Source organism: Methylocella sp. CPCC 101449, assembly GCF_031921685.1.
In the GTDB taxonomy this organism is placed as follows: Bacteria; Pseudomonadota; Alphaproteobacteria; order Rhizobiales; family Beijerinckiaceae; genus Terripilifer.
Genome location: NZ_JAPDHU010000001.1, coordinates 1,183,149 through 1,205,703, shown reverse-complemented (window position 1 = coordinate 1,205,703; position 22,555 = coordinate 1,183,149). Strand labels below are relative to the sequence as shown.

The window sequence follows — 22,555 nt, the reverse complement described above, 5'->3', positions numbered from 1 at the left end:
ATCTTTGGGACATCTGTTTGACCTGGCAGGCCCACGTGGCTAACACGGGCACACGCGCACGGCAAAACGGCGCGACCCGCTGCCGGAACTCCAGGAATGGCCGTCTATACTGAAATATCCGACGAGGACCTCGCGGTCTTCCTCGAGGGCTACGAGCTTGGCGGCCTGCTGTCGTGCAAGGGCATTGCCGAGGGCGTCGAGAATTCGAACTACCTGCTTCATTGCGAAGCGGGCTTTTTCATTCTCACCCTCTATGAACGCCGTGTCGTCGAAGCCGATTTGCCGTTCTTTCTCGGCCTGATGGAGCATCTGGCGCGACGCGACGTCAATTGTCCGCTGCCGGTTCACAATCGGCGCGGCGCTGCGCTGGGCCGTCTCGCCGGCCGGCCGGCGGTCATCGTCACTTTCCTCGATGGCATGTCGGTGCGCCGGCCGGGCGTGCAGCATTGCGCGCAGATCGGCGAAGTGTTGGCGCAATTGCATGGCGCGGGCAGCGATTTCGAGATCAAGCGGCCGAATGCGCTCTCCGTCGCCGGCTGGGCGCCGCTGTTCCAAGCCGCCGAAGCGCGCGCCGATGGTGTCTTGCCGGGCCTTGCGGTGATGATCGCAGACGAATTGGCGCATCTCGAACAGGCCTGGCCGCGAGCGCTGCCCTCCGGTGTCATCCATGCCGATCTGTTTCCCGACAATGCTTTCTTTCTCGGGCCGCACTTGTCGGGCGTGATTGATTTCTATTTCGCCTGCAATGATGCGTTGGCCTACGATCTGGCGATCTGTCTCAACGCCTGGTGTTTCGAGCCGGACCTGTCCTTCAACATCACCAAGGGCATGGCGATGATTGACGGCTATCAGAAGGTGCGCCCTCTGTCGGCGGCGGAGAAACAGGCGCTGCCTCTGCTGGCGCGCGGTGCGGCGCTGCGCTTCCTGCTGACCCGTTTGGTCGATTGGCTCAATGTGCCCGATGGCGCATTGGTGCGCCCGAAAGACCCGCTCGAATATGTGAAGAAGCTGCGCTTCCATCAGCAGGTGCAATCGGTGCGTGACTATGGGTTGCTGAAGTGACGGGACGCGTGACGATTTTCACCGATGGTGCCTGTTCCGGCAATCCGGGGCCAGGCGGCTGGGGCGTTATTCTGCAATGGGGCGAGCGCCGCAAGGAATTATCGGGGGGTGAGCCGGAGACGACCAACAATCGCATGGAGCTGACGGCGGCGATCATGGCGCTCGAGGCGCTAACGCGGCCCTGCAACATCGATCTCTACACCGACTCGCAATATGTGCGTGGCGGCGTCATGGGCTGGATCAAGAACTGGAAGCGCAACGGCTGGCGCACCGCCGATAAGAAGCCGGTGAAGAATGTCGATCTCTGGCAGCGCCTCGATGCGGCCGCCGAACGGCACAATGTCGAATGGCATTGGGTGAAGGGTCATGCCGGCGACGAAATGAACGAGCGTGCCGACGAATTGGCCCGCGAAGGCATGGCCCCTTATAAAGCCCGCGCCCGATCAGCGGGATAAGCAATATAGAAAAACTGCGGGCTTATGCCTATATTGCGGCTACAGCCTTTCAAGGAACCTGGGAGCATCCCATGGACGCCAAGCAATATCCGGTCACGCATACCGATGCCGAATGGCGCGAGATTCTGACGCCCGAGCAATATCACATCATGCGCGAACACGGCACGGAAGCGCCGGGAAGCTGCGCGCTGAACTATGAGAAGCGCTCCGGCACGTTCACCTGCGTTGGCTGCGATCAGCCGTTGTTTGTCTCAAAACTGAAATTCGAAAGCGGCACCGGCTGGCCGAGCTTCAATGATCCCATCGAAGGTGCCGTGGAAACGACGGTCGATCGCAGCTACGGCATGGTGCGCACGGAAGTGCATTGCAGCCGCTGCGGCAGTCATCTCGGCCATGTCTTCGACGATGGGCCGCCGCCGACCTATCTGCGCTATTGCATCAATGGCGTTGCCATGAATTTCCAGCCTGCCTGACGTATAAAAACAAGAGTTGAGCCGCCATGCCGCTTTCGCCTGATTTTCGTCCCGCGAAAGCGCATGCGGCGCTGGGGCCGGATTTTTACGACCTCGTCGTTGCTGCCGATTTCCCCAAACACATCATCCGTCATCGCAATCAGCGCTGGGCCGCGCGGGTTGGCTGCGCCGATCTGACCGATGAAGAATGGATTGTCCATTTCGGCCGCTTCGAACCGCTGCCCGGCAGTTTCGAGCAGCCGATGGCGCTGCGCTATCACGGCCATCAGTTTCGCCACTACAATCCGGATCTCGGCGATGGGCGCGGCTTTCTCTTTGCCCAGCTCTATGATCGCGTCGATGGCCGCCTGCTCGATTTTGGCACCAAGGGCAGCGGTCAGACGCCATGGTCGCGCACCGCCGACGGCCGTCTGACGCTCAAAGGCGGCGTACGCGAAGTCATGGCGACGGAGATGCTGGAAGCGCTCGGCGTCAACACGTCGAAATCCTTCAGCTTGATCGAGACAGGTGAGGATCTGGTACGAGGCGACGAGCCGTCGCCGACCCGTTCGTCGGTTCTGGTGCGGCTCAATCATTCGCATATTCGCATCGGCACGTTTCAGCGCCTGCGCTATCTGCAGGAAGACGCCAATATCGCGCGCCTGCTCGATTATGCCATCACCACTTACATGCCTTCGCTCTGGCGCGACGATGTCGAGGCGCGGACAATAGCCTTTCTCGAGGAGGTGTCTCGCCGCGTCGGCGTGATGGGCGCGCAATGGATGCTGGCCGGCTTCGTCCATGGCGTGCTCAACACCGACAACATCAACATCACCGGCGAGAGTTTCGACTACGGCCCGTGGCGTTTTCTGCCGGTGCTCGATCCGCGCTTCACGGCCGCCTATTTCGATGAGACCGGCCTTTATGCCTATGGCGCGCAGCCCGATGCGCTGTTGTGGAATCTGGCGCGGCTCGCCGAATGCTTGTTGCCGCTCGCCTCGCAAGAGGGATTGGAGAAGGCGCTCGAAGCCTTCCGGCCGGCCTTCCATGAAGCTTTTCTCGCCGCCCTATTGCGCCGTCTCGGTATCGTCAGCCAAGGCGATGAAAAGGATACGGCGCTGGCGCGGGTGATCTGGCCTTTCCTGCAGAAGACGCGCATGCCGTTCGAACGCTTCTTCTTCGACTGGTATGGCGGGCCTGCCGCCGCCGCGCGCGCCGAAGCTGGCCCCATGGCGTCTTTCTATGCGCAGGAGGATTTCGCAGCCGTCCGCGCCGATCTGATGCAGCGCCAGACGGCGGCCGGCGCCAAGATCGACCATGCCTATTTCGCCCGCCAAGCGCCGTGCACCATGCTGATTGAGGATGTCGAGGCGATCTGGGCACCGATCGCCACCGCCGATGATTGGTCGCTGTTTCATGCCAAACTGGCCGCTATCGACGAGATGGCCGAAGCTTATGGTGTGCGTTGATTGACCAAAGTCAAATTTCGGGACGGTGATTGGCCGCGTTTTGACGACATAGATTTGAACGACTCAAGAATGCGCGCCAATCCTTGCGCCGGGGGCGCCACGCGCCTACCTTCGTCTCGATCATGAAGTGAGCGGCTGTGCGCTCAACCGATCATGCTGTGACTTGACCGTGCTGGCCCGCGGCAAGCGAAAGCCCCGGCACTCCGCCGGCTCTTGCGAAGGAATTCTCATGTCCGATACCGCTGTTGCACCTTCTCTCGCGCCGCATCGCATCGAGCGCGTGCGTCACGAAACCAAACGCCGCTTGCTGACCGTCGATCGCGTCACCCATGTCACGCCGAACATGATCCGCGTCACCTTCAAGGGCGAAGATCTCGAAGGCTTTCTGAGCGCTTCCTACGATGATCACATCAAACTGTTCTTTCCGCGCCCGGGCGAGACCCAGCCCGTGGTGACGGCGCCCGGCTCATCCGAGACCGAGGATGGCGAGAAGCCGATCATGCGCGATTACACGCCGCGCCGTTACGATCCGGCGGCGGGCGAACTCGATGTTGAATTCGCCATTCATGAGGCCGGTCCCGCGACCGCCTGGGCCATGCAGGCCAAGCCCGGTCACCTGCTCGGTATCGGCGGTCCGCGCGGCTCTTTCGTCGTCGCCGATGATTTCGATTGGAATCTCTTCGTCGGCGATGAGACGGCACTGCCGGCCATTGCGCGCCGTCTGGCCGAACTGCGCACCGGCGCCTGCGCCATCGTCGTCGTTGAAGTGACCGATGCGGCCGAAGAACAGACGTTCGACAGTAAGGCTAAAGTCGAAACCGTCTGGCTGCATCGCGGCAAGGCCGAGCCGGGCAAGACCACTTTGCTCGATGACGCGGTGGCGAAGCTGAAACTGCCGGCGGGCGAAGGTTATGCCTGGGTGGCATGCGAATCCCTCACCGCCAAGCGCCTGCGCCGCATCCTCGTCGAGGATCACGCTCATCCCAAGCAATGGGTGAAAGCCGCCGGCTATTGGAAGATCGGTGCCGCCAGCGTGCACGAAACCCACAACGACTAGAGCGGATAGCCTAACGCTTCACGCGTAAGGCGCCACAGCCATCGCCAGGGCGTGCTGACGCGCGCTGGCGAGAATCTCATCCGATGTTTCCGGGCTTGGCGTCGCCCGCGCCAATTGCAACATGCCCGACATCAAGCCGAGCAAAGCGGTGGCGCGCTGGCGGCGCTGCTCCTCGCTGCCTTCGGGCAGATGCGCGGCGATCAGTTCGACATGGCGGTTGAATTTCGCGGTGAATATTTCGCGCGTTTCCGGTTCGTGCCGGGCGATCTCCACCGCAAAACAGGCGAAGGGACAGCCGTTCTCCGGCTCATCCCGATGGCGCTCGCTGAGATATCGTTCGATCACCGGTTCGATGCCGTTGCCGCTGGCGGCGGAGCGTTCGAGACTCGCATGGCGCGTCTCGAGAACGGTATCGAGCACTTCGCGCACCAAATGTTCCTTGGACGGGAAGTGGCTGTAGAAGCCGCCGTGGGTGAGGCCGGCATCGGCCATCAGGCCGGCAACGCCCACAGCGTCCACGCCGTCCTTGCGAAATCGTTTCGCGGCGACGTCGAGGATCCGCTTGCGGGTCTCGTCCTTGTGGCCCTTACCGTAGCGCATGGCAGCAATAACCTCTGATCCGCTCCTTTACATGATGGCCAGCATATAATATGATGTTCGTCATGTAAAGGAAATACGGCCGGATTCGAGGGGTTCCGGACGTCTCTTTTTGGGGCTCCTCATGCTGTCTACTCGTCTGGCCGCGTCGCTCACCGGCCGCGGCATCTATTATGGTTGGGTCGTCGCGGCGGTCACCTTCCTCACCATGCTGGTCACCGCTGCCGCCGTTGGCGCCCCCGGTGTCCTCATCGTCCCCCTGGAAAAAGAATTCGGCTGGCAGACCGCCGAGATTTCCTCGGCCTTGGCTATTCGTCTGCTGCTCTTCGGCCTGATGGGGCCGTTCGCCGCCGCCTTCATGAACCGCTTTGGCCTGCGCCGGGTCATCCTCGTCGCTTTGTCGCTCATCGGCGGTGGCATGCTGGCCTCGCTCGCCATGACGAAGGTGTGGCAGCTCATCCTGCTGTGGGGTGTCGTGGTCGGTTTCGGCACCGGTCTGGTCGCCCTGGTCTTGGGTGCCACCGTGGCGACGCGTTGGTTCACCGAACGGCGCGGTCTCGTCATCGGTCTCCTGACGGCCAGCTCCGCCACCGGCCAGCTCGTCTTCCTGCCGCTCATGGCGCAGGTCACCGATCATCTGGGCTGGCGCTCGGCCTTGCTGCTGGTCTGCGGCCTGCAAGCCGCCGCCGCGATCGCCGTCATCCTGTTCATGCGCGATCGCCCGTCGGACTTGAGCCTCGCGCCCTACGGCGAGGGTGCCGTCGTGCCGCCGCCGGCGAAGGCCGCGTCGCTGTGGTCGCTGGTGCTGGCGCCGCTGGAGGCTTTGCGCGAGGCTTCACGCAGCAGCATGTTCTGGGTGCTGTTCGGCACCTTCTTCATCTGCGGTGCTTCGACCAATGGGTTGATCCAGACGCATTTCATCTCGCTGTGTGGCGACTATGGCCTCGCGGCCGTCAGCGCTGCCGGCGTGTTGGCGATGATGGGCGCCTTCGATTTCGTCGGCACCGTCGGCTCGGGCTGGTTGTCGGACCGCTACGACAATCGCTGGCTGTTGTTCTGGTATTATGGCCTGCGTGGCCTCTCACTGCTCTATCTGCCGTTCACCGATTTCTCGTTCTACGGCCTATCGCTGTTCGCCATGTTCTATGGGCTCGATTGGATCGCCACGGTGCCACCGACGGTGAAACTGGCGGCCCAGCATTTCGGTCGCGAAAAGGCCAATCTCGTGTTCGGCTGGGTTTTCGCCGGCCATCAATTGGGTGCTGCTACAGCGGCATTCGGGGCTGGTCTGTCGCGCACCGTGCTCGACAGCTATCTGCCGGCCTTCTTCGTGGCGGGCGCGCTCTGTCTGATTGCTGCGGCGCTGGTGCTGTTGCCGCGCAATCGCGCCGCGCAGCCGGTGCCGGCGCGGTAGATCACTCGTCGGAGGTGTCGGACTTCGCAGGCGTCTCTGTCTTCGCGGGCAATGGATTGGCGGGACTGGCGTTCAGCAGTTCCGTCAATTTATTGCGCCCGCGATTGACGCGGCTTTTCATCGTGCCGACGGCGCAAGCACAGACCTTGGCCGCCTCTTCGTAGGAGAGGCCCGAGGCGCCGACGAGAATGATCGCCTCGCGCTGATCGGCAGGCAGTTTCTGCATGGCGGAGCGGAAGTCGAGGAAGTTCATGTGATCGTCTTGCGCTGCCGGCTCGATGAGCTGCGCGGCGAAAGCGCCGTCGCTGTCGGCGACCTCGCGCCGGCGTTTGCGATACTCGGAATAATAGACGTTGCGCAGAATGGTGAAGAGCCACGCCGACAGATTTGTGCCGGCCTGAAACGAGCCGAGATTGGCCCAAGCCTTCACCAAGGTTTCCTGCACCAGGTCGTCGGCGCGATCCGCATTGCCGGAAAGCGACACCGCGAAAGCCCGCAAGCTCGGGATGGCCGCGATCATGTCGGCTTTCAACGACGGGGTCGCCGCTTCCTGGATTTGCTGAGGGCTACTTGTCACGCTTGTCGTCTTCCAGTTTCTGCAACAGATCGAGGAATCGATCCGGGATGGGCTGGTTCAGAACATCGTCGTAGATGGACTTCAGTTGCCGGCCGATTTGCGCATGGGCTTCCCGGTTAGCCGGGGATGTACGCCGGCGGGGCGAGCGGCCTGCCTCCGGTTGATTTTCCATGAGCTTGTTATCCACTTTGTCCCGCTGGTCTGTTTTGTCGGGTTCGCTCATCTAACTTCACCCCAATAGAAGCGGCGCCCTCAACCTGTTGAATCTCGCATATTCAGCATCATTTGCTGGTCTGTGAGAGCCAACGCGAGAAGCGTTTGCAGGTTCCCTGTCCAGGAACTATTTTTGATGACAGACGTTTACGTCGCAACGCCTAAGTGTGCTTACAGCAAGCCTAAAGGCGATAAATCGACAACTTGAAGGGCAACCCATGGCCATTTCCGAGACGATTTCCCAGCATGTGCCCTTTTTGCGCCGGTTTGGCCGTGCGCTGACCGGTACGCAGGCTGATGGCGACGCCTATGTCATGGCGACGCTTGAGGCGATCGTGGCGGATCCTGCGGATATCAAATCCGCCGCCGATGTCCGGATCGCCCTTTATCGGCGGTTCCTCCAATGCTGGTCTGACAATCCGATGCGCGCGATCCCGGAAACCTCCGCCTATGGCGACGAGGCCGGCGCGCAACGCCATCTTGGCGCGATGTCGTTGCGTCCGCGCATTGCTTTCCTCCTCGGTACGCTGGAAGGGTTCGATCAAGATCAAATCGCGCAGGTGATGGATTGTTCCGTGGCTACGGTCGATCGCTTGTTGGCTGATGCGGGGCAAGAGATCAGCGAACAGATCGCCACCAGCATTCTCATCATCGAGGATGAGCCCTTCATCGCCTTCGATCTGCAAGCCTTGGTGGAAGACCTCGGCCACAATGTCGTCAACGTGGCGCGCACGCACAAAGAGGCTGTGTCGGCGGCGAAAATGCACAAGCCGGGGTTGATCCTCGCCGATATCCATCTGGCTGACGGCAGTTCGGGTCTAGATGCCGTCAATGAAATCCTTGCCTCGTTCGAAGCGCCGGTGATCTTCATCACCGCCTATCCGGAACGCTTCCTCACCGGCCAGGCGCCGGAGCCGGCCTTCCTGATCGCCAAGCCTTATGTGCCTGGAACGGTCAAGGCGGTGGTCAGCCAGGCGTTGTTCTTCGATCGTAAATCGCAGCGGCGCGATCAGGCGGTGGCGTCCCGCTGAAACGAAGGTGACGACCCCTGTAGGATCGTCACTTCTTTTTCGTGAGCACCTGCTTGATCATCTGCCCGCCGATATAGCCGGCCACCAGACTGGTGGCGACCAGTTGCAAGGGGCTGGCATTCTTGATCGCCTCGGTCGTGGCCAGGAGCGCCAGTCGCTCGTTGTCGCGCCCGTTCTCCTGCAGCGCTTGCAACAGGCTGTCAATGGCCGGCGGCGTGGGTGCGGGCTCCTTCGGCGGCATGGCCGCGTCAGGCGCCGCTGATGGTGCCGCCGCATTCTGCCCCGTACTGGCCGCGACCGCTGCAATCACCGCGACGACGATGAAGAAAGCGCCGATGCCGAGCGCGCTCTCCATAGCGCCGTAGCGCGGTGCTAGCCACAGATAGGCGCCGGCGGTGAGGAAGCCGACGCCGACGAGACCGAGCAGCACGGCGCTGAACAGAACGATCATGAAGATCGCCAGTTTGCGGCCGTGCCCCGAAGCTTCCGTGAGAAGCGTTGCGAACAGCTTCTGCATCGGTCTAGCGCGAGCGGTTCAGCAGGCCGAGCGCCAGTCCAACGCCGAGCGCGATCAGAACGGCGGAATAGGGATTGCGCTCGATACTGGACTCGATGTCCGCACCAATGCCCTTCACGCGTTCCTGCGCTCTTTCAGCGGAATCGGTCAAGGCTGCTTTCGCTGTTCCCACCACTTCGCTCACGCGGTCGCTGGCAACGTCGGCTTGTCGCGAGACAAGCTTGGACACCGTCTCCGAAAGCTTGGTGATGTCGTCGCGCAGCGCAGTGTAGTCCTCTGCCAGTTTGCGTGCGAATTTCTCTGCATCATCGGCTTGCGCCATCGTTTCTCTCCTTTGGTTTGAAGATCTATATTCGTCCCAGCAACATCAGAATGAGAAGTATGACGAGAATGGTACCCAGCGTTCCCGAAGGAGCATAACCCCAGTTGCGACTATAGGGCCAACTGGGAATGGCGCCCAGAAGAAGCAAAATAAGGATAACGAGAAGAATGGTGCTCAGGGTCATGGCGACTACTCCGGGCGCGCGCAGAAGGAGTCTGCACGGCAGCAAGGCCATTGCGTGTGAAAGGACTGTTGGGAACCGACAGTCGTATGGCCAACGCACAGTCTAAAAGTTGGTTCCAAAACCGCCTTTTGGCTCTACTTGCTGAAGCCATTCGCAAAGAAGGCGGAACTGGCGCTGTGGCTGTGCGTTCGATTCCATGGAAGCTGATGGCTTTAAGCGGTCGCTTTCGATTGTTAACGACACAAGGAGGAAAAGGCCATGTTGAAACAAGTCACGCTGAAGAACATCAGCGTAGCGGCGTTCCTTGTCGCCGTCAGTGGTGGTTACGGTATCGCACAATCGACGCCGCCGGCCGCCCCCGCGCAGGCGCCGGCCACGAGCGCCCCTGCCTCGAACTATGTGACGACCCATTCGCCAAGCCAATCTTTGGCATCGGGTATCGTCAACAAGAACGTTTATGATCCCAAGGATGAGAAGATCGGCGAGGTTAACGATCTTCTGCTCGATCGCTCCACCGGTGCCGTCGCGGCTGCCGTGATCGGTGTCGGCGGCTTTCTGGGCATCGGCGAGAAGAACGTCGCCGTGCCGTTCCAGAACATCAAGGTGACGATGAAGGATGCGAAGGAACGTCTGGTGTTGAACACGACGAAGGATGAGCTGAAGGCCGCGCCGGAGTTCAAGGTGGTCACGCCTGCGCGCCCGGGAAGCTCGGCGCCGACACCGCCGGGCCTGAACCCGCCGCCGGATCGCTCGACGTCGAAATAAGGCTCCGGCGAAGCGAGCCCTCTCGACCCGTTCAATTGCAGCGGCTGCCGGTTACGGCAGCCGCTTTGTTTGCGCTGTGACGAAGCTGCTTTCATCGCCCCGTCGGGAGTTTCGAAACCAGCCGGTTTATGCAAATATGACGTCGTTTTCCGATCAATTGTGTCAATTTAAGTATAGCGCCGTCGCGTTTCTCCCTCAGGGGGAATAGCTTGGTGCCATTTGGTAGGCGAGATGTTCGGTCGCGACAGTTCCGTTCCATCTTTGCAGCATGGGATGATCGGCGGCGAGGAGCTGGCCGCATCCGGCAGCGCTGCAAAGGCACGCCCGCTCACCATCCGCATGCTGCTCGTTCTGCTGATCGCGGCGGTCCTGCTGCCGCTGCTGGCGCTGAGCCTCTATCTCGCCGATCGTTACGCCAGCGCCGAACGCCGGGTGATCGAGGCCCGGCGCTTTGACGTGGTCGAAAGCATCACCGAGATATTGCATCGCGATATCGAGAAGATCGCCCATACGCTGCGTACGGTGGCGACGAGCGATAGTCTGCGCTCTCCCGATCTCACCGCCTTCCGCAACCAGCTCGGCGCGGCCGCGCGCCTGGCGGCGATCGATGCCGTCATCCTCTCCGATCAGAGCGGCAGGCCACTGTTCGTGCAGGCGCCCGCCGGCGGTCCAGCGCCTCCCACGGCGTTTCGCGCCCCTGATATTCCGACCGGACAGGACCTTTCCGTGTCCGGCTTTCTGCGCGGCGCCAACAATGAGCCGGAGTTCACGCTGAGCGTGCCGACCACCTGCGCCGGTGGGGTTCCTTGTGTGCTCAGCGCCGTGCTACTGCTCAAGCGTTATGACCGGCTGTTCACGGAAGGCAATGTGCCGAGCGAATGGACCGCCGGTCTGCTCGACCGCAATGGCATCATGCTGGCGCGCAGCCGCGACGCGAACGCGTTTCTCGGTCGTGCCTCGCGTCCCGAAACCCAGGCCACCATCCAACGCCCGGAAAGAGGCGGCGTTTTCGAGGGCGTCAGTTTCGACGATATCGCCGTTTCCAATATCTATCGGAAGTCGGACTTGACGGGATGGACGACGATCATCGCCATTCCAAAAACGGTGATCAATGCGCCGCTGACCCGCATCTTCATGCTAATGGCGATCGCCAGCGTCATCCTCGTCGGATTGGCGCTGCTGCTGGCGTCTCTGCTGGCGCGCCGCATTTCGCTGTCGCTGCGTCGTTTGAGCGGCGCCGCGGTGGCCCTGGTGGATGGCGGTGCGCCGCAGATCGAAAACCCCGGCATCCGCGAATTGTCGGAAGTGCAGCGCGCTTTTGAATATGCCGGCCAGATCGCTCAGGAACATCGCGAAAGCCAGAACCGGCTGCGGTCCCATGAATTGTTTTTTCGCCTGCTGATCGATTCGGCGGCGGAGAGCATTTTCAGCATCGACCAAAGCGGCACGATCACCATCTGCAACGCGGCTTTTATCAAGCTTACCGGAGCCACGGATGAAACGCAGGTCGTCGGCAGGCCGCTATTGGAGGTGATCCATCACGCCAGGTCCGAAGGGACGTTCTACACGAATATCGATGATCCCATTCTGTCGGCGGCGCGCAATGGCTTCAATCGCCACGCCGAGAAGGAATTCTTCTTCCGCAGCGACGGTCAATCCTTTCCGGTCGAATATTGGGTGCGCCCGATCTATCATGACGATCAATTGCACGGTGTCGTTTGCACCGTGGTCGACATCACGTCGCGCCTGCGCGCCGAAGCGGTGAATGCCCATCTCGCCGCGATCGTCACCTCCTCCGCCGATGCGATCAAAAGCATCTCGCTCGAAGGCGATGTGATTTCCTGGAACGAGGGGGCCGAGCGTCTGTTTGGCTATAAAGCCAATGAGATCGTCGGCAAGTCGCTCGGTATTTTGATTCCCGATTCGCGGCGACAAGAATTGCAGGAAAAGATTTCCGCCGTCGCGAGAGGCGAGAACTATCGCCGCGAAACGGTGCGCCGTCGCAAGGACGGAAGCCTCATCGACGTGCATATCGAAGCCGCGCCGATCCTCGACGCACAGGGCAATATCGTCGGCGTTTCGACCATCGCCCGCGACATCACCCAGCGCAAACGCATCGAAGTGGAATTGCGCAGCCGTGAAGCGCAGTTTCGCAGCGTCTTCAACAATTCCGCCGTCGGCATGGCCCGCTCCGGACTCGATGGCCGTTGGCTGATGGTCAATGCGCGCATGTCCGAGATCACCGGCTTCAGTACGGCCGAATTGCTGCGCCGCCGGGCCGTCGATCTGACCTTCGCCGATGATCTTTATTCCGACGAAAGCCAGATGCAGGATTTGCTCGACGGCAAGATTTCATCCTTCGCGCTCGACAAGCGTTTCATTCGCAAGGACGGCTCCACCATCTGGGTCGGCATCACCGTCTCGCTGGAGCGCGACAATGCCGGTCATCCCTTGTATTTTCTGCATGTGGTGCGCGACATCAGCGCCCATCGCGAGGCGGAACAGCATCAGTTCTTCCTGATGCGGGAATTGTCGCATCGCTCGAAAAATCTTCTTGCCGTCATTCAAGCGATGGCACGCCAGACGGCGCGCGCCTCCAATAACGACATCGACGTTTTTCTCGATCGTTTCTCCCAGCGCCTGCAAGGCTTGGCGACCTCGCATGATCTGCTTGTGCATCAGAATTGGCGGCACGTTCTGCTGGTCGATCTGGTGCGCCAGCAGCTCGCCCCCTTCGTCGATATCGATAGCGACCGCTTGGAGGTGGGCGGCCCCATGGTGGCGGTGATCCCGGAAGCGGCGCAGGCTCTGGGCCTGGCCTTGCATGAACTGGCGACCAATGCAGCCAAGCATGGATCTCTGTCGTCGGCCGGCGGCCGGGTGGCCGTGACCTGGGATTTCATCACCGTCGAGGGGCAGCAGCGGTTGCGTTTCGAATGGGCGGAAACCGGCGGGCCCAAGGTGAGGCCGCCGACAGGCCAGGGTTTCGGCCATGTGGTCATCACCCGCATGGCCGGGCGCTCGCTCGATGGTCACGTGGAGATCGATTACGCGCCGGGCGGGCTGCGCTGGGCGATCTCGTTCCCGATGTCCAATCTGGTGACTTGATTGGCTTGACTGTTCTGGCTTGGCTTTTTTGCCTTGGGAACGATCGGCTGGGCGTCGCGTTGAATCGGCGAGACAAGAAATACCCGTCCTTTTTGATCAACCGTCAGGTTCGCCCATGCTCATTCGCGCTGGATTCGATATTGCGATCGGCTGCGCGCAGCCGACCCCGCTGGTTCTTCTTCTCAACATCCATCCGTTCCGTGCCAAGGATGTGCGGACGTCGACGGGATTGCGCGTCACCTCAGGCGTCGTCACCGCCGAACATATCGATATGTTCGGCAATCGGGTGCATCGCGTGATGGCGCAGCCTGGCACCGTTCGTCTGACAAGCGATTCCCTGGTGCGCGACACCGGGCTGCCCGATTTTGCCAATACATCGGCGCGCGAAACGCCGGTCGCTGATTTGCCCGCCGACGTTCTCGTCTATTTGCTGGGCAGCCGGTATTGCGAGACGGATCAATTGAATGCCGCGGCCTGGGAGCTTTTCGGCAATGCCCCGGCGGGTTATGCGCGGGTCCAGGCGATCTGCGATTTCGTCCATAACCACATCCGGTTCGATTATGCCTGCGCGCGTGCGACCCGCACCGCGCTCGAAGCGTTCAACGAACGTCAGGGCGTGTGTCGGGATTTCGCGCACCTTGCCATCGCCCTTTGTCGTAGCATGAATATTCCGGCGCGTTATTGCACCGGCTATCTCGGCGACATCGGCGTGCCGCAGGATCCGGCCCCCATGGATTTCAGTGCCTGGTTCGAAGTGTGGCTTGAGGGCCGCTGGTATGTCTTCGACGCGCGACACAACCAGCCCCGCATCGGCCGAATCGTCATGGCGCGGGGCCGGGATGCCGCCGACGTGGCGATGATCAGCAGTTTCGGGCCGCATAATCTGGTCCATTTCCAGGTCTGGACGGACGAGATCGCCGAGACGGAGGCCGTTCCCCGGCTATCCCTGCGCCGCCCGGTACCGATGCCGGTCGTGGCGGAGGCTGCGGGTCCATCGGCGATCGCCGGATAAATCCACGAATCCAAGTATTTGCCGCAGCCGACAGGTTTCGACCTGTCGGCTTGCTTGACTCTGGCGCGAAACGGAGTCGTTTATACGGAACAAAACAGGAACATGAAAATGGCCCGCGAAAGCCTTCAGGCGCTGCGGCGTGACCTTGCCGCTTTGGAACGGACGGGTGCGCCGCAGGCCGCCGCGATCTTTTCCTTTGGTTTATCCGACGTCGATGCGGCGCTCGGCGGCGGCCTGGCGCGGGGCGCCCTGCATGAGGTCTATGCCGGCAGCCTGCGCGACGTGGTGTCCGCCACGGGCTTCACGGCGGCCCTGGCAATCCGGGCGGCGCAAGACCAACGCGCGCAGGAGCGGCCCGTGGTCTGGGTGCGCCAGGATTTCGCCGAGACCGAAGCCGGCAGTCTGAGCCCGGCCGGTCTGGCGGAACTCGGTCTCGACCCCTCACGGATCATCCTGGTGCGCGCGCGCGATGCCTTGGGCGTGTTGCGCGCCAGCGCCGAGGCTCTGGCCTGCACGGCGCTGGGCGCCGTCCTGATCGAACCGTGGGGCGAGCCTGGCGTGATCGATCTCGTCGCCACCCGCCGTCTGTCCCTGGCCGCTGCCACGTCCGCCGTGCCGGCCCTGATGCTGCGCCCGGCAGCGACCCCGCTGCCCAGCGCCGCGACGACGCGGTGGTCCGTGCGTGCTTTGCCGTCGCAAGCCTTGGCGGCCGATGCGCCGGGTCTGCCGGCCTTTCAGTTGAGTTTGTTGCGACACCGCGCCGGCATCGCCGGCCGGGATTGGCGTGTGGAGTGGAACCGTGACGCAGGATGTTTCTCGATCAGACAGCGTCCAATCAGAGACAGCCAGACGCTATCTCGCCCTCTGGGCGCCCTTTCTGTCGACCGACCGGCTGCTGCCGCGGACACATGGCGCAAAAGCGCCTGAGGCCCGGCAAGCGCCGCAAGAAACGCCTCTCGCGGTCATCGACAAGCAAAAAGGCGCTCTGCGTCTTGTCGCGGTCGATCAGCGGGCTTTCGCTTTGGGATTGGCGCCGGGTCTGATGCTGGCCGATGCGCGCGCCCGCGTACCGGACCTGCGCGTCACGCCGCTCGATGCGGCGGCCGATGCAGCTTGTCTCGAACGTCTGGCCGATTTCTGCGATCGCTGGACGCCATTGGTCGCGCTCGATCCGCCGCATGGCCTGATGCTCGATATTTCCGGCTGCGCCCATCTCTTCGGCGGCGAAGCGGAACTGGTGAAGGACATTCGCCGCCGCTTCCAGCGCAGCGGTCTCGACCTGCGTTCCGCCATTGCCGGCACGCCCGATGCGGCGCGCGCGTTGGCACGTTTCGGTCGCGGCGGCATCGTCGCGGCGGGTGCCGAGGCTGAGAGCGTCGGAGCTTTGCCGATCGCCGCGCTCGGCGTCGATCAGCAGGTCGTGCATGGCCTGTCGCGCGCCGGCTTGAAGACCATCGCCGCTTTGGCCGAACGCCCGTCGACGCCTCTGGCGGCGCGCTTCGGCGACGATCTGATCGCCAGGCTCAACCGTGTGCTCGGGCGCGATGACATGCGCATCACGCCGCGTCGCATGCCGCCCGCCTGCATGGCCGAGCGGCCGTTCGCCGATCCTATCGCCCGCACGGAAGATATCGAAGCGACCCTGGAGCGCCTGATGCAGCGCATCGCCGATCTCCTGCAAGAGCGGGGCGAAGGCGGGCGCCGCTTCGAAGCCAGTTTTTTTCGCGCTGACGGCGCGGTGCGGACCATTGCGGTCGAAACCGGCCATCCCTCACGCGATCCCAAAACCATCCTGCGGCTTTATCGCGAACGCCTCGATGCCCTGGCCGATCCGCTTGATCCAGGCTTCGGCTTCGATCTCATCCGCATCGCCGTGCCAGTGGCCGATCCGCTCGACGCGGCGCAGGTTAGCCTCGATGGCAAGGTCAATGCCGACAGCGAAGTGGCCGATCTGGTCGACAAGCTCGTCGCGCGTCTGGGCCGCGAGCGCGTGCAGCGTTTCGTACCGCGCGATACGCATGATCCGCGTCGCCGTTCCTTCACCGTGCCCGCCGCTGAGGCGCCGGCGGTGCGCTGGGATCGGCCGGAGCCGGATGAACCGCCGCTGCGGCCCTTGCATGTGTTCACGCCGCCGCAGCCGGTTCTGGTGACGGCGCAGGTGCCCGATGGGCCGCCGGCGCGCTTCGTCTGGCGCCGCGCTGCTCATGACATTGTGCTGGCGGAAGGGCCTGAACGGATCGCGCCGGAATGGTGGCGGCGCGAACAGGCGATGCCGACGCGCGATTACTATCGCGTGGAGGATCGGGATGGGCGCCGCTTCTGGATTTTCCGTGAAGGTCTCTACGAGCGCGAAACCAGCGAACCGCAATGGTATCTGCACGGGCTGTTCCCATGACGCGCTATGCGGACTTCGCCACGGCGAGCAATTTCTCCTTCCTGCGCGGCGCCTCCCATGCGCGCGATCTGGTGGCGCAGGCCCTGGGCCTGGGCCATGCTGGCATCGGCATCGCCGATCGCAATACGGTGGCGGGCGTGGTGCGTGCCTATGCGGCGCTCAACCATTTACGCAAGACAGGCACTTTGCCCGCGACGCCGGAACGCGAGGGCACCGGGCCGGGTGAATATAAGCTGATCGAACATCCGACACCCGTCGTTCTCAAGACGGAAGAGATTCAAGCCCTGGCGGAAGCGTTCAAACTGGCGGTCGGCGCACGCCTCGCTTTCATGGATGGCACGCCGGATATTCTCGTCTATCCGGAAGACCGCGCCGGCTGGGGCCGCCTCTGCCGCCTGCTGACGCAAGGCAATCGGCGCGCCAAGAAAGGCGAATGCCATCTGACATTAGATGATCTCCTCGTCGATACGTCGCATCTGCTTTTAGTGGTGATGCCAGAACGCCAGCTCGATGGCCTCACAGAGCTGCTGACGCGCCTGGATGAAGCCGCGCCCGGCGCGGTCTGGCTCGCCGCCACCATGCATCGACGCGGCGACGATCGCCGCCGGCTGAGCCGGCTGATGGAGATCGCGCGCCAGACACGCCTGCCGCTGCTCGCCACCAATGACGTGCTCTATCACGCGCCGGAACAGCGCGACCTGCAGGATGTGATGACCTGCATCCGCGAAGGCGAGACCGTGGAGAGCATCGGCCGACGGCTTGAGGTCAACGCCGAACGCCATCTGAAAGAGCCCAAGGAAATGGCGCGCCTGTTCAAGGACGCGCCGGAGGCGATCGAGGAAACGGGCAATTTCCTCGATCGGATTTCGTTTTCTCTTGATCAACTGCGATATGAATATCCAGATGAGCCGATCCCGCCGGGATGGTCGCCGCAGGACTGGTTGGAAGATTTGGTGCGTAAGCACGGCATGATGCGCTATCCGGACGGCGTTCCGGATAAAGTGCAGGAATTGGTCAAGGATGAGCTGGAATTAATTCGCAAGCTGGATTACGCGCGCTATTTTCTCACGATCCATGACATCGTGCGTTTCGCCAATGACAACCGTATTCTCTGTCAGGGGCGCGGGTCGGCGGCGAATTCAGCAGTCTGCTACATTCTTGGGATCACCGCCGTCGATCCTGACAAACATAAATTGCTGCTGGCTCGATTTCTGTCCGAAAATCGCGGCGAGCCGCCGGATATCGATGTCGATTTCGAACATGAGCGCCGCGAAGAAGTCATCCAATACGTTTATGATAAATATGGTCGGCACCGCGCCGGCATTGCCGCCACGGTGATCAGCTATCGTTCGCGCAGCGCCATTCGAGATGTCGGTAAAGCCCTGGGGCTAACGGAAGACGTGACGGCGAAATTGTCCTCCACCGTCTGGGGCAGTTGGGGCGGTCCGATCAGAAATAGCCAGATCAAAGAAGCAGGACTTGATCCGTCAAATCCCCTGATCCGTCGTGCCGTCGATCTTGCCATTCGTTTGATGACTTTCCCGCGTCATCTGTCGCAACATGTTGGTGGCTTCGTGATTTCGCGCGGTCGCCTCGACGAGATGGTGCCGATCGGCAATGCAGCTATGGACGACCGCACCTTCATCGAATGGGACAAGGACGACATCGATGAGCTCGGCCTGATGAAGGTCGATGTTTTGGCGCTCGGCATGCTCACCTGCATTCGTAAGGCCTTCGATCTGATGCGGGATCATCATGATTATGAGACCACGCTTGCCGACGTGCCTTCTGAACAGCCTGATGTTTACGACATGTTGTGCGAGGGCGAATCTTTAGGCGTTTTCCAGGTCGAGAGCCGCGCGCAGATGAATATGCTGCCGCGCTTACGACCACGCGTCTTCTATGATCTTGTCATTCAAGTGGCGATTGTTCGCCCGGGTCCGATCCAGGGCGATATGGTTCATCCTTATCTTCGACGGCGGAGCGGAGTTGAGCGTGTTGAATTCCCTTCGCCGAAATCACCCCACGATCCGAAGGAGCTTCACAGCGTCCTTGGCCGCACGCTCGGTGTGCCTCTCTTCCAAGAACAAGCCATGGACCTCGCCATGGTCGCGGCGGAATTTACGCCCGATGAAGCCAACGGCCTGCGTAAAGCCATGGCCACCTTTCGTCACAACGGCACCATTCACAATTTCGAGAAACTGATGGTCGGCCGCATGATCATGCGTGGATACGATCCTGATTTCGCTCAGCGCTGTTTCAATCAGATCAAAGGATTTGGTGAATATGGCTTTCCCGAAAGCCATGCCGCTTCCTTCGCCAAGCTCGTCTACGTCTCGTCCTTTATCAAGAAACGTTATCCAGCGGCTTTCGCTTGCGCGCTCCTTAATTCGCAACCCATGGGTTTCTATGCTCCGGCGCAAATCATCAGTGATGCGCAAAAGAACAAAGTCGAAGTGCGCGAAGTCGATGTCAATCACAGCACGTGGGACAATACGTTGGAAGAGCAGGATACTCCGGCGCTGCGCATCGGTTTCCGCCAGATCAGCGGCATGAGTGAAGAGCAGGCTCTGCGCATCACGGGCAACCGTCATACGCGCTTCACGTCTGTCGAGGAATTCGCTGTACGCACGGCTTTGCCGAACAGCGTTCTGCGCTGCCTCGCCGATGCCGATGCCTTCCGCTCCATGGGGCTTGATCGGCGCGCGGCGCTGTGGGCAGTGCGGCGTTTGCCCGACGATGTGCCTTTGCCGCTCTTCATCGCGGCGGATGCCCGTGAGCTGGGTCGTGATACGGAAGCGCATCTGCCGCAGATGCGCCTAGGCGAACATATCGCCGCCGATTACCAGACCATCCATCTGTCCCTGAAGGGTCATCCGATGCAGATCCTGCGTGAGACGTTCGCACGCGAACGGGTAGTTCGCTGCGGCGATCTCACGGACTGCAAAGATGCCGCCTGGGTGCGAGTTGCCGGCGTGGTGCTGGTTCGTCAGCGTCCGGGCAAAGGCAATGCGATCTTCATCACCTTGGAGGACGAGACCGGCATCGCCAATCTCGTGCTCTGGGCCCGCACCTTCGAGCGTTTCCGCAAGGAGACGATGGGCTCACGCCTGTTGTTGGCGGAAGGGCGCGTGCAGAAAAGCGTGGAAGGCGTGATTCATCTGATGACCGAACGGCTGATCGATTGCACGGCGGAGTTGAACCGCTTGTCGGAGGATCACGAAACCAAGCCGGTCCTGTCTCCGGCCGACGAATTCGTCCATCCGCAACCGCCGCGCCGGCCGCATCATCCGCGCAATGTGCGCATCATCCCGAAGTCGCGGGATTTTCATTAGTCAGCCCGCACGCCTTGGTGTCATCCCGGACGCACCGCAGGTGCGATCCGGGAACCAGGGGCGTGTGGTAGAGAGTTTTTATGTCGGCCAAGCTTGAAGCCTTTGCTCTGGATACCGGATCGCGCTCACGCGCGTCCGGTATGACACAGAGGTTTCGGCCCGATGTAAAACTCACCCCAGCGCGATCATCCGCTCGACCGGACGGCGAGCGCGTTCGGCGATCTCCGGGTCGATGAGCACTTCCTCGCGCATATAGACGAGGCTGTCGAGGATCTTCGGCAAAGTGATGCGCTTCATATGCGGGCAGAGATTGCACGGCTTGACGAATTCCGTGCCCTTGGTCTCCGCTTCCACATTGGAGGCCATCGAACATTCGGTGACGAGAAGCACGCGCTTCGGCTTCTTGGTCTTGACGAAGTCGATCATCGCCGCGGTCGAGCCGGCGAAATCCGACACGGCCACCACTTCCGGCGGGCATTCCGGATGGGCGATGATCTGGATCGACGGATCGTCCTCGCGATAGCGCAGCAGTTCCTCGGCGGTGAAACGCTCGTGCACTTCGCAGGCGCCATGCCAGGCGATGATCTGCACCTTGGTCTGTGCCTGGACGTTCTGCGCCAGATAGCGATCGGGCAGGAACAGCACGCGGTCGGTGCCGAGGCTCTCGACCACTTTCAGTGCGTTCGACGACGTGCAGCAGATGTCGACTTCCGCTTTCACGTCGGCCGACGTGTTGACGTAAGCGACGACGGGCACGCCCGGATAGCGCTGGCGCAGCAGGCGCACGTCGGCGCCGGTGATCGATTCCGCCAGCGAGCAACCGGCCTTCGAATCCGGGATCAAAATCGTCTTCGACGGATTGAGCAGTTTCGACGTCTCGGCCATGAAATGCACGCCGCCCTGCACGATGATCTCGGCATCGGTCTTGGTGGCGAGACGGGCGAGCTGCAGCGAATCGCCAACCACGTCGGCGACGCAGTTGTAGATTTCCGGCGTCTGATAATTATGCGCCAGGATGACGGCGTTGCGCTCTTTCTTGAGGTCGTTGATCGCCTTCACATAGGGCGCGTGGAAAGGCCATTCGACCGGCGGAATGATGCCTTTCACCTTCTCATAGAGATGCGCGGTCTCGCGCTCGACTTCCGGCGTCCAGGCGAGATTGGGCATCGGCAGCACGCCGAAACGCGCCGCAGCATCCGAGAGCGCCGGCATAGGGCGAGCAAGGGTCTGAGTGTCGCTGGCGTTGTACATGGGCGTCCCCTTTTACTCCTTATGAGCATATCAAAGGTCGCAAAAACCCGGCCTGCGCCGGTCACCCCTTATGCTCCATTCGAGTATAAATATAGTCGGTCTGCGTCCATCCGTAAAGGGCTTCGGCTTGCATAGATGGCTCCTGGTTTTCGGGCGGCTGCGACTGACGGGATGCAAGTCAATACCGATTAGCCAACGCCGGTTCGGCGCGTGGGGTTCCTAACGCTGCGAACAACTCCGGAAAGAACAGGTAATATCAATATCTTATTTTGATGAGGGCGCTGCCGCTCATCCCTTCTTCGCCGCCCTGAGCAGCATGCCGAAGAGGTCGCGGGGCTCGTCGGGGTCGGCCAAGAGGTCAAGCTCCTCGTAGAGACCGGTCGCCGGCAATTGGTCGCGCACATAGCGCAGAGCCGAAAAATCCTCGACGGCGAAGCCGACGGAATCGAACAAGGTCACCTGCTGCGCGCTGGTGCGGCCGGGCGCTGCTCCGGTCATCACCTGCCAGAGTTCGGTAACGGGGTAATCGGGCGGCAACTGCTGAATCTCGCCTTCGATCCGGGTCTGCGGCGCGAATTCGACGAAAATGTCGGCGCGCAGCAGGATGTCCCTATGCAGTTCGGTCTTGCCGGGACAGTCGCCGCCGACGCCGTTGATGTGCACGCCAGGGCCGACCATGTTGTCGGTGAGAATGGTCGCGAAATTCTTGTCGGCGGTGACGGTGGTAATGATGTCAGCGCCTTCCACCGCCTCCTGGCCCGAGCGGCAAAGGGTAATGTCGAACCCCATGCCGGCGAGATTGTGCGCGCAGCGCTGCGAGGCCGATGCATCGATGTCGTAGAGGCGCAGCCGATCGATCCCGGCGAGCGCCTTGAATCCTATCGCCTGAAATTCCGACTGCGCGCCATTGCCGATGATCGCCATGGTGCGCGCGCCTTGCGGTGCAAGATATTTGGCGGCCAGCGCCGACGTGGCGGCGGTGCGCAGCGCTGTCAGAATGGTCATTTCGGTGAGAAGCATCGGATAGCCCGAGCCGACATCGGCCAGGGCGCCGAAAGCCGTCACGGTCTGCAAGCCGGCCTTGGCGTTCTTGGGATGGCCGTTGACATATTTGAAGCCATAGAGCTGTCCGTCGCTCGTCGGCATCAGTTCGATCACGCCGTCGCGGCTGTGCGAGGCGGCGCGCGGTGTCTTGTCGAACACGTCCCAGCGGCGGAAGTCGTGCTCGATATAGCCGGCCAGCTCGGTGATGAACCGCTCGACGCCGATCGTCAGGACCAATTTCATCATATGGTCGACGCTGACGAAGGGAACGATGTTCAGATGGGCCGTGGCCACC

General features: G+C 61.7%; 21 protein-coding genes. 13 read left to right on the top strand and 8 right to left on the bottom strand.

Annotated elements, in window-relative coordinates:
- Window positions 1-96: 96 nt before the first annotated feature.
- The 5 genes from OIM99_RS05475 to OIM99_RS05455 all read left to right on the top strand — a co-directional run bounded on the left by OIM99_RS05475 (window position 97) and on the right by OIM99_RS05455 (window position 4,495).
- The gene (locus tag OIM99_RS05475; RefSeq protein ID WP_311849317.1) at window positions 97-1,062 is read left to right on the top strand and encodes a homoserine kinase; all 966 of its coding nucleotides are present in this window, start codon (window positions 97-99) and stop codon (window positions 1,060-1,062) included.
- Window positions 1,059-1,517 (top strand): ribonuclease HI, encoded by a 459-nt coding sequence (rnhA, locus tag OIM99_RS05470; RefSeq protein WP_311849316.1) that lies wholly within the window; start codon window positions 1,059-1,061, stop codon window positions 1,515-1,517. Before OIM99_RS05475 ends, rnhA begins: the two co-directional genes overlap by 4 nt.
- A gap of 71 nt (window positions 1,518-1,588) precedes the next feature.
- Window positions 1,589-1,990 carry a peptide-methionine (R)-S-oxide reductase MsrB gene (gene msrB / locus OIM99_RS05465; RefSeq protein ID WP_311849315.1) on the top strand — a complete coding sequence of 134 codons (402 nt, stop codon included), beginning with the start codon at window positions 1,589-1,591 and terminating at the stop codon, window positions 1,988-1,990.
- 26 nt (window positions 1,991-2,016) lie between these two features.
- Entirely contained in the window at window positions 2,017-3,438 is a 1,422-nt protein-coding gene (locus OIM99_RS05460; protein WP_311849314.1) for a protein adenylyltransferase SelO family protein, read from the top strand.
- A gap of 229 nt (window positions 3,439-3,667) precedes the next feature.
- Complete coding sequence (locus tag OIM99_RS05455; protein WP_311849313.1) at window positions 3,668-4,495, top strand: siderophore-interacting protein; 828 nt, start codon at window positions 3,668-3,670, stop codon at window positions 4,493-4,495.
- Between the two features lie 18 nt (window positions 4,496-4,513).
- Here the strand turns inward: OIM99_RS05455 and OIM99_RS05450 are convergent, their stop codons facing one another.
- Entirely contained in the window at window positions 4,514-5,095 is a 582-nt protein-coding gene (locus OIM99_RS05450) for a TetR/AcrR family transcriptional regulator (RefSeq protein WP_311849312.1), read from the bottom strand.
- Window positions 5,096-5,216: 121 nt separating this feature from the next.
- On the opposite strand from OIM99_RS05450, the gene OIM99_RS05445 reads away from it, so the two are divergent.
- On the top strand, window positions 5,217-6,506 hold the full coding sequence (locus OIM99_RS05445) for an MFS transporter (RefSeq protein WP_311849311.1): 1,290 nt from the start codon (window positions 5,217-5,219) through the stop codon (window positions 6,504-6,506).
- 1 nt (window position 6,507) lies between these two features.
- Here OIM99_RS05445 and OIM99_RS05440 read toward each other — a convergent pair whose 3' ends face one another.
- Window positions 6,508-7,026: a sigma-70 family RNA polymerase sigma factor gene (locus OIM99_RS05440; protein WP_409371501.1), complete on the bottom strand. Its 519-nt coding sequence runs from the start codon at window positions 7,024-7,026 to the stop codon at window positions 6,508-6,510.
- Window positions 7,027-7,072: 46 nt separating this feature from the next.
- Window positions 7,073-7,306, bottom strand: coding sequence for a NepR family anti-sigma factor (locus OIM99_RS05435; protein ID WP_311849309.1), 234 nt, complete (start codon window positions 7,304-7,306; stop codon window positions 7,073-7,075).
- Between the two features lie 208 nt (window positions 7,307-7,514).
- Between OIM99_RS05435 and OIM99_RS05430 the strand changes: the two genes are divergently transcribed.
- The gene (locus tag OIM99_RS05430; protein WP_311849308.1) at window positions 7,515-8,327 is read left to right on the top strand and encodes a response regulator; all 813 of its coding nucleotides are present in this window, start codon (window positions 7,515-7,517) and stop codon (window positions 8,325-8,327) included.
- A 28-nt stretch (window positions 8,328-8,355) separates the two neighbouring features.
- Here OIM99_RS05430 and OIM99_RS05425 read toward each other — a convergent pair whose 3' ends face one another.
- The 3 genes from OIM99_RS05425 to OIM99_RS05415 are packed head-to-tail and all read right to left on the bottom strand — an operon-like array spanning window position 8,356 to window position 9,350.
- Window positions 8,356-8,844 (bottom strand): hypothetical protein, encoded by a 489-nt coding sequence (locus OIM99_RS05425; RefSeq protein ID WP_311849307.1) that lies wholly within the window; start codon window positions 8,842-8,844, stop codon window positions 8,356-8,358.
- 4 nt (window positions 8,845-8,848) lie between these two features.
- The gene (locus OIM99_RS05420; RefSeq protein WP_311849306.1) at window positions 8,849-9,166 is read right to left on the bottom strand and encodes a hypothetical protein; all 318 of its coding nucleotides are present in this window, start codon (window positions 9,164-9,166) and stop codon (window positions 8,849-8,851) included.
- Window positions 9,167-9,191: 25 nt separating this feature from the next.
- The gene (locus OIM99_RS05415; RefSeq protein WP_311849305.1) at window positions 9,192-9,350 is read right to left on the bottom strand and encodes a DUF3309 family protein; all 159 of its coding nucleotides are present in this window, start codon (window positions 9,348-9,350) and stop codon (window positions 9,192-9,194) included.
- 258 nt (window positions 9,351-9,608) lie between these two features.
- Between OIM99_RS05415 and OIM99_RS05410 the strand changes: the two genes are divergently transcribed.
- From OIM99_RS05410 to OIM99_RS05385, 6 genes are all read left to right on the top strand, one after another.
- Window positions 9,609-10,115: a PRC-barrel domain-containing protein gene (locus OIM99_RS05410; protein ID WP_311849304.1), complete on the top strand. Its 507-nt coding sequence runs from the start codon at window positions 9,609-9,611 to the stop codon at window positions 10,113-10,115.
- Between the two features lie 231 nt (window positions 10,116-10,346).
- Window positions 10,347-13,223, top strand: coding sequence for a PAS domain S-box protein (locus OIM99_RS05405; RefSeq protein WP_311849303.1), 2,877 nt, complete (start codon window positions 10,347-10,349; stop codon window positions 13,221-13,223).
- A gap of 115 nt (window positions 13,224-13,338) precedes the next feature.
- On the top strand, window positions 13,339-14,235 hold the full coding sequence (locus tag OIM99_RS05400; protein WP_311849302.1) for a transglutaminase family protein: 897 nt from the start codon (window positions 13,339-13,341) through the stop codon (window positions 14,233-14,235).
- A gap of 108 nt (window positions 14,236-14,343) precedes the next feature.
- The gene (locus OIM99_RS05395; protein ID WP_311849301.1) at window positions 14,344-15,162 is read left to right on the top strand and encodes a hypothetical protein; all 819 of its coding nucleotides are present in this window, start codon (window positions 14,344-14,346) and stop codon (window positions 15,160-15,162) included.
- Window positions 15,113-16,630, top strand: coding sequence for a DNA polymerase Y family protein (locus OIM99_RS05390; protein WP_311850355.1), 1,518 nt, complete (start codon window positions 15,113-15,115; stop codon window positions 16,628-16,630). The genes OIM99_RS05395 and OIM99_RS05390 overlap by 50 nt, the downstream gene beginning before the upstream one ends.
- Window positions 16,627-19,965, top strand: coding sequence for an error-prone DNA polymerase (locus tag OIM99_RS05385; RefSeq protein WP_311849300.1), 3,339 nt, complete (start codon window positions 16,627-16,629; stop codon window positions 19,963-19,965). Before OIM99_RS05390 ends, OIM99_RS05385 begins: the two co-directional genes overlap by 4 nt.
- A 171-nt stretch (window positions 19,966-20,136) precedes the next feature.
- Here the strand turns inward: OIM99_RS05385 and nadA are convergent, their stop codons facing one another.
- Both nadA and OIM99_RS05375 read right to left on the bottom strand, forming a co-directional pair.
- Entirely contained in the window at window positions 20,137-21,216 is a 1,080-nt protein-coding gene (gene nadA / locus OIM99_RS05380; protein WP_409371473.1) for a quinolinate synthase NadA, read from the bottom strand.
- A gap of 288 nt (window positions 21,217-21,504) precedes the next feature.
- Window positions 21,505-22,554, bottom strand: coding sequence for an ornithine cyclodeaminase (locus OIM99_RS05375; protein WP_311849299.1), 1,050 nt, complete (start codon window positions 22,552-22,554; stop codon window positions 21,505-21,507).
- Window position 22,555 lies beyond the last annotated feature (1 nt).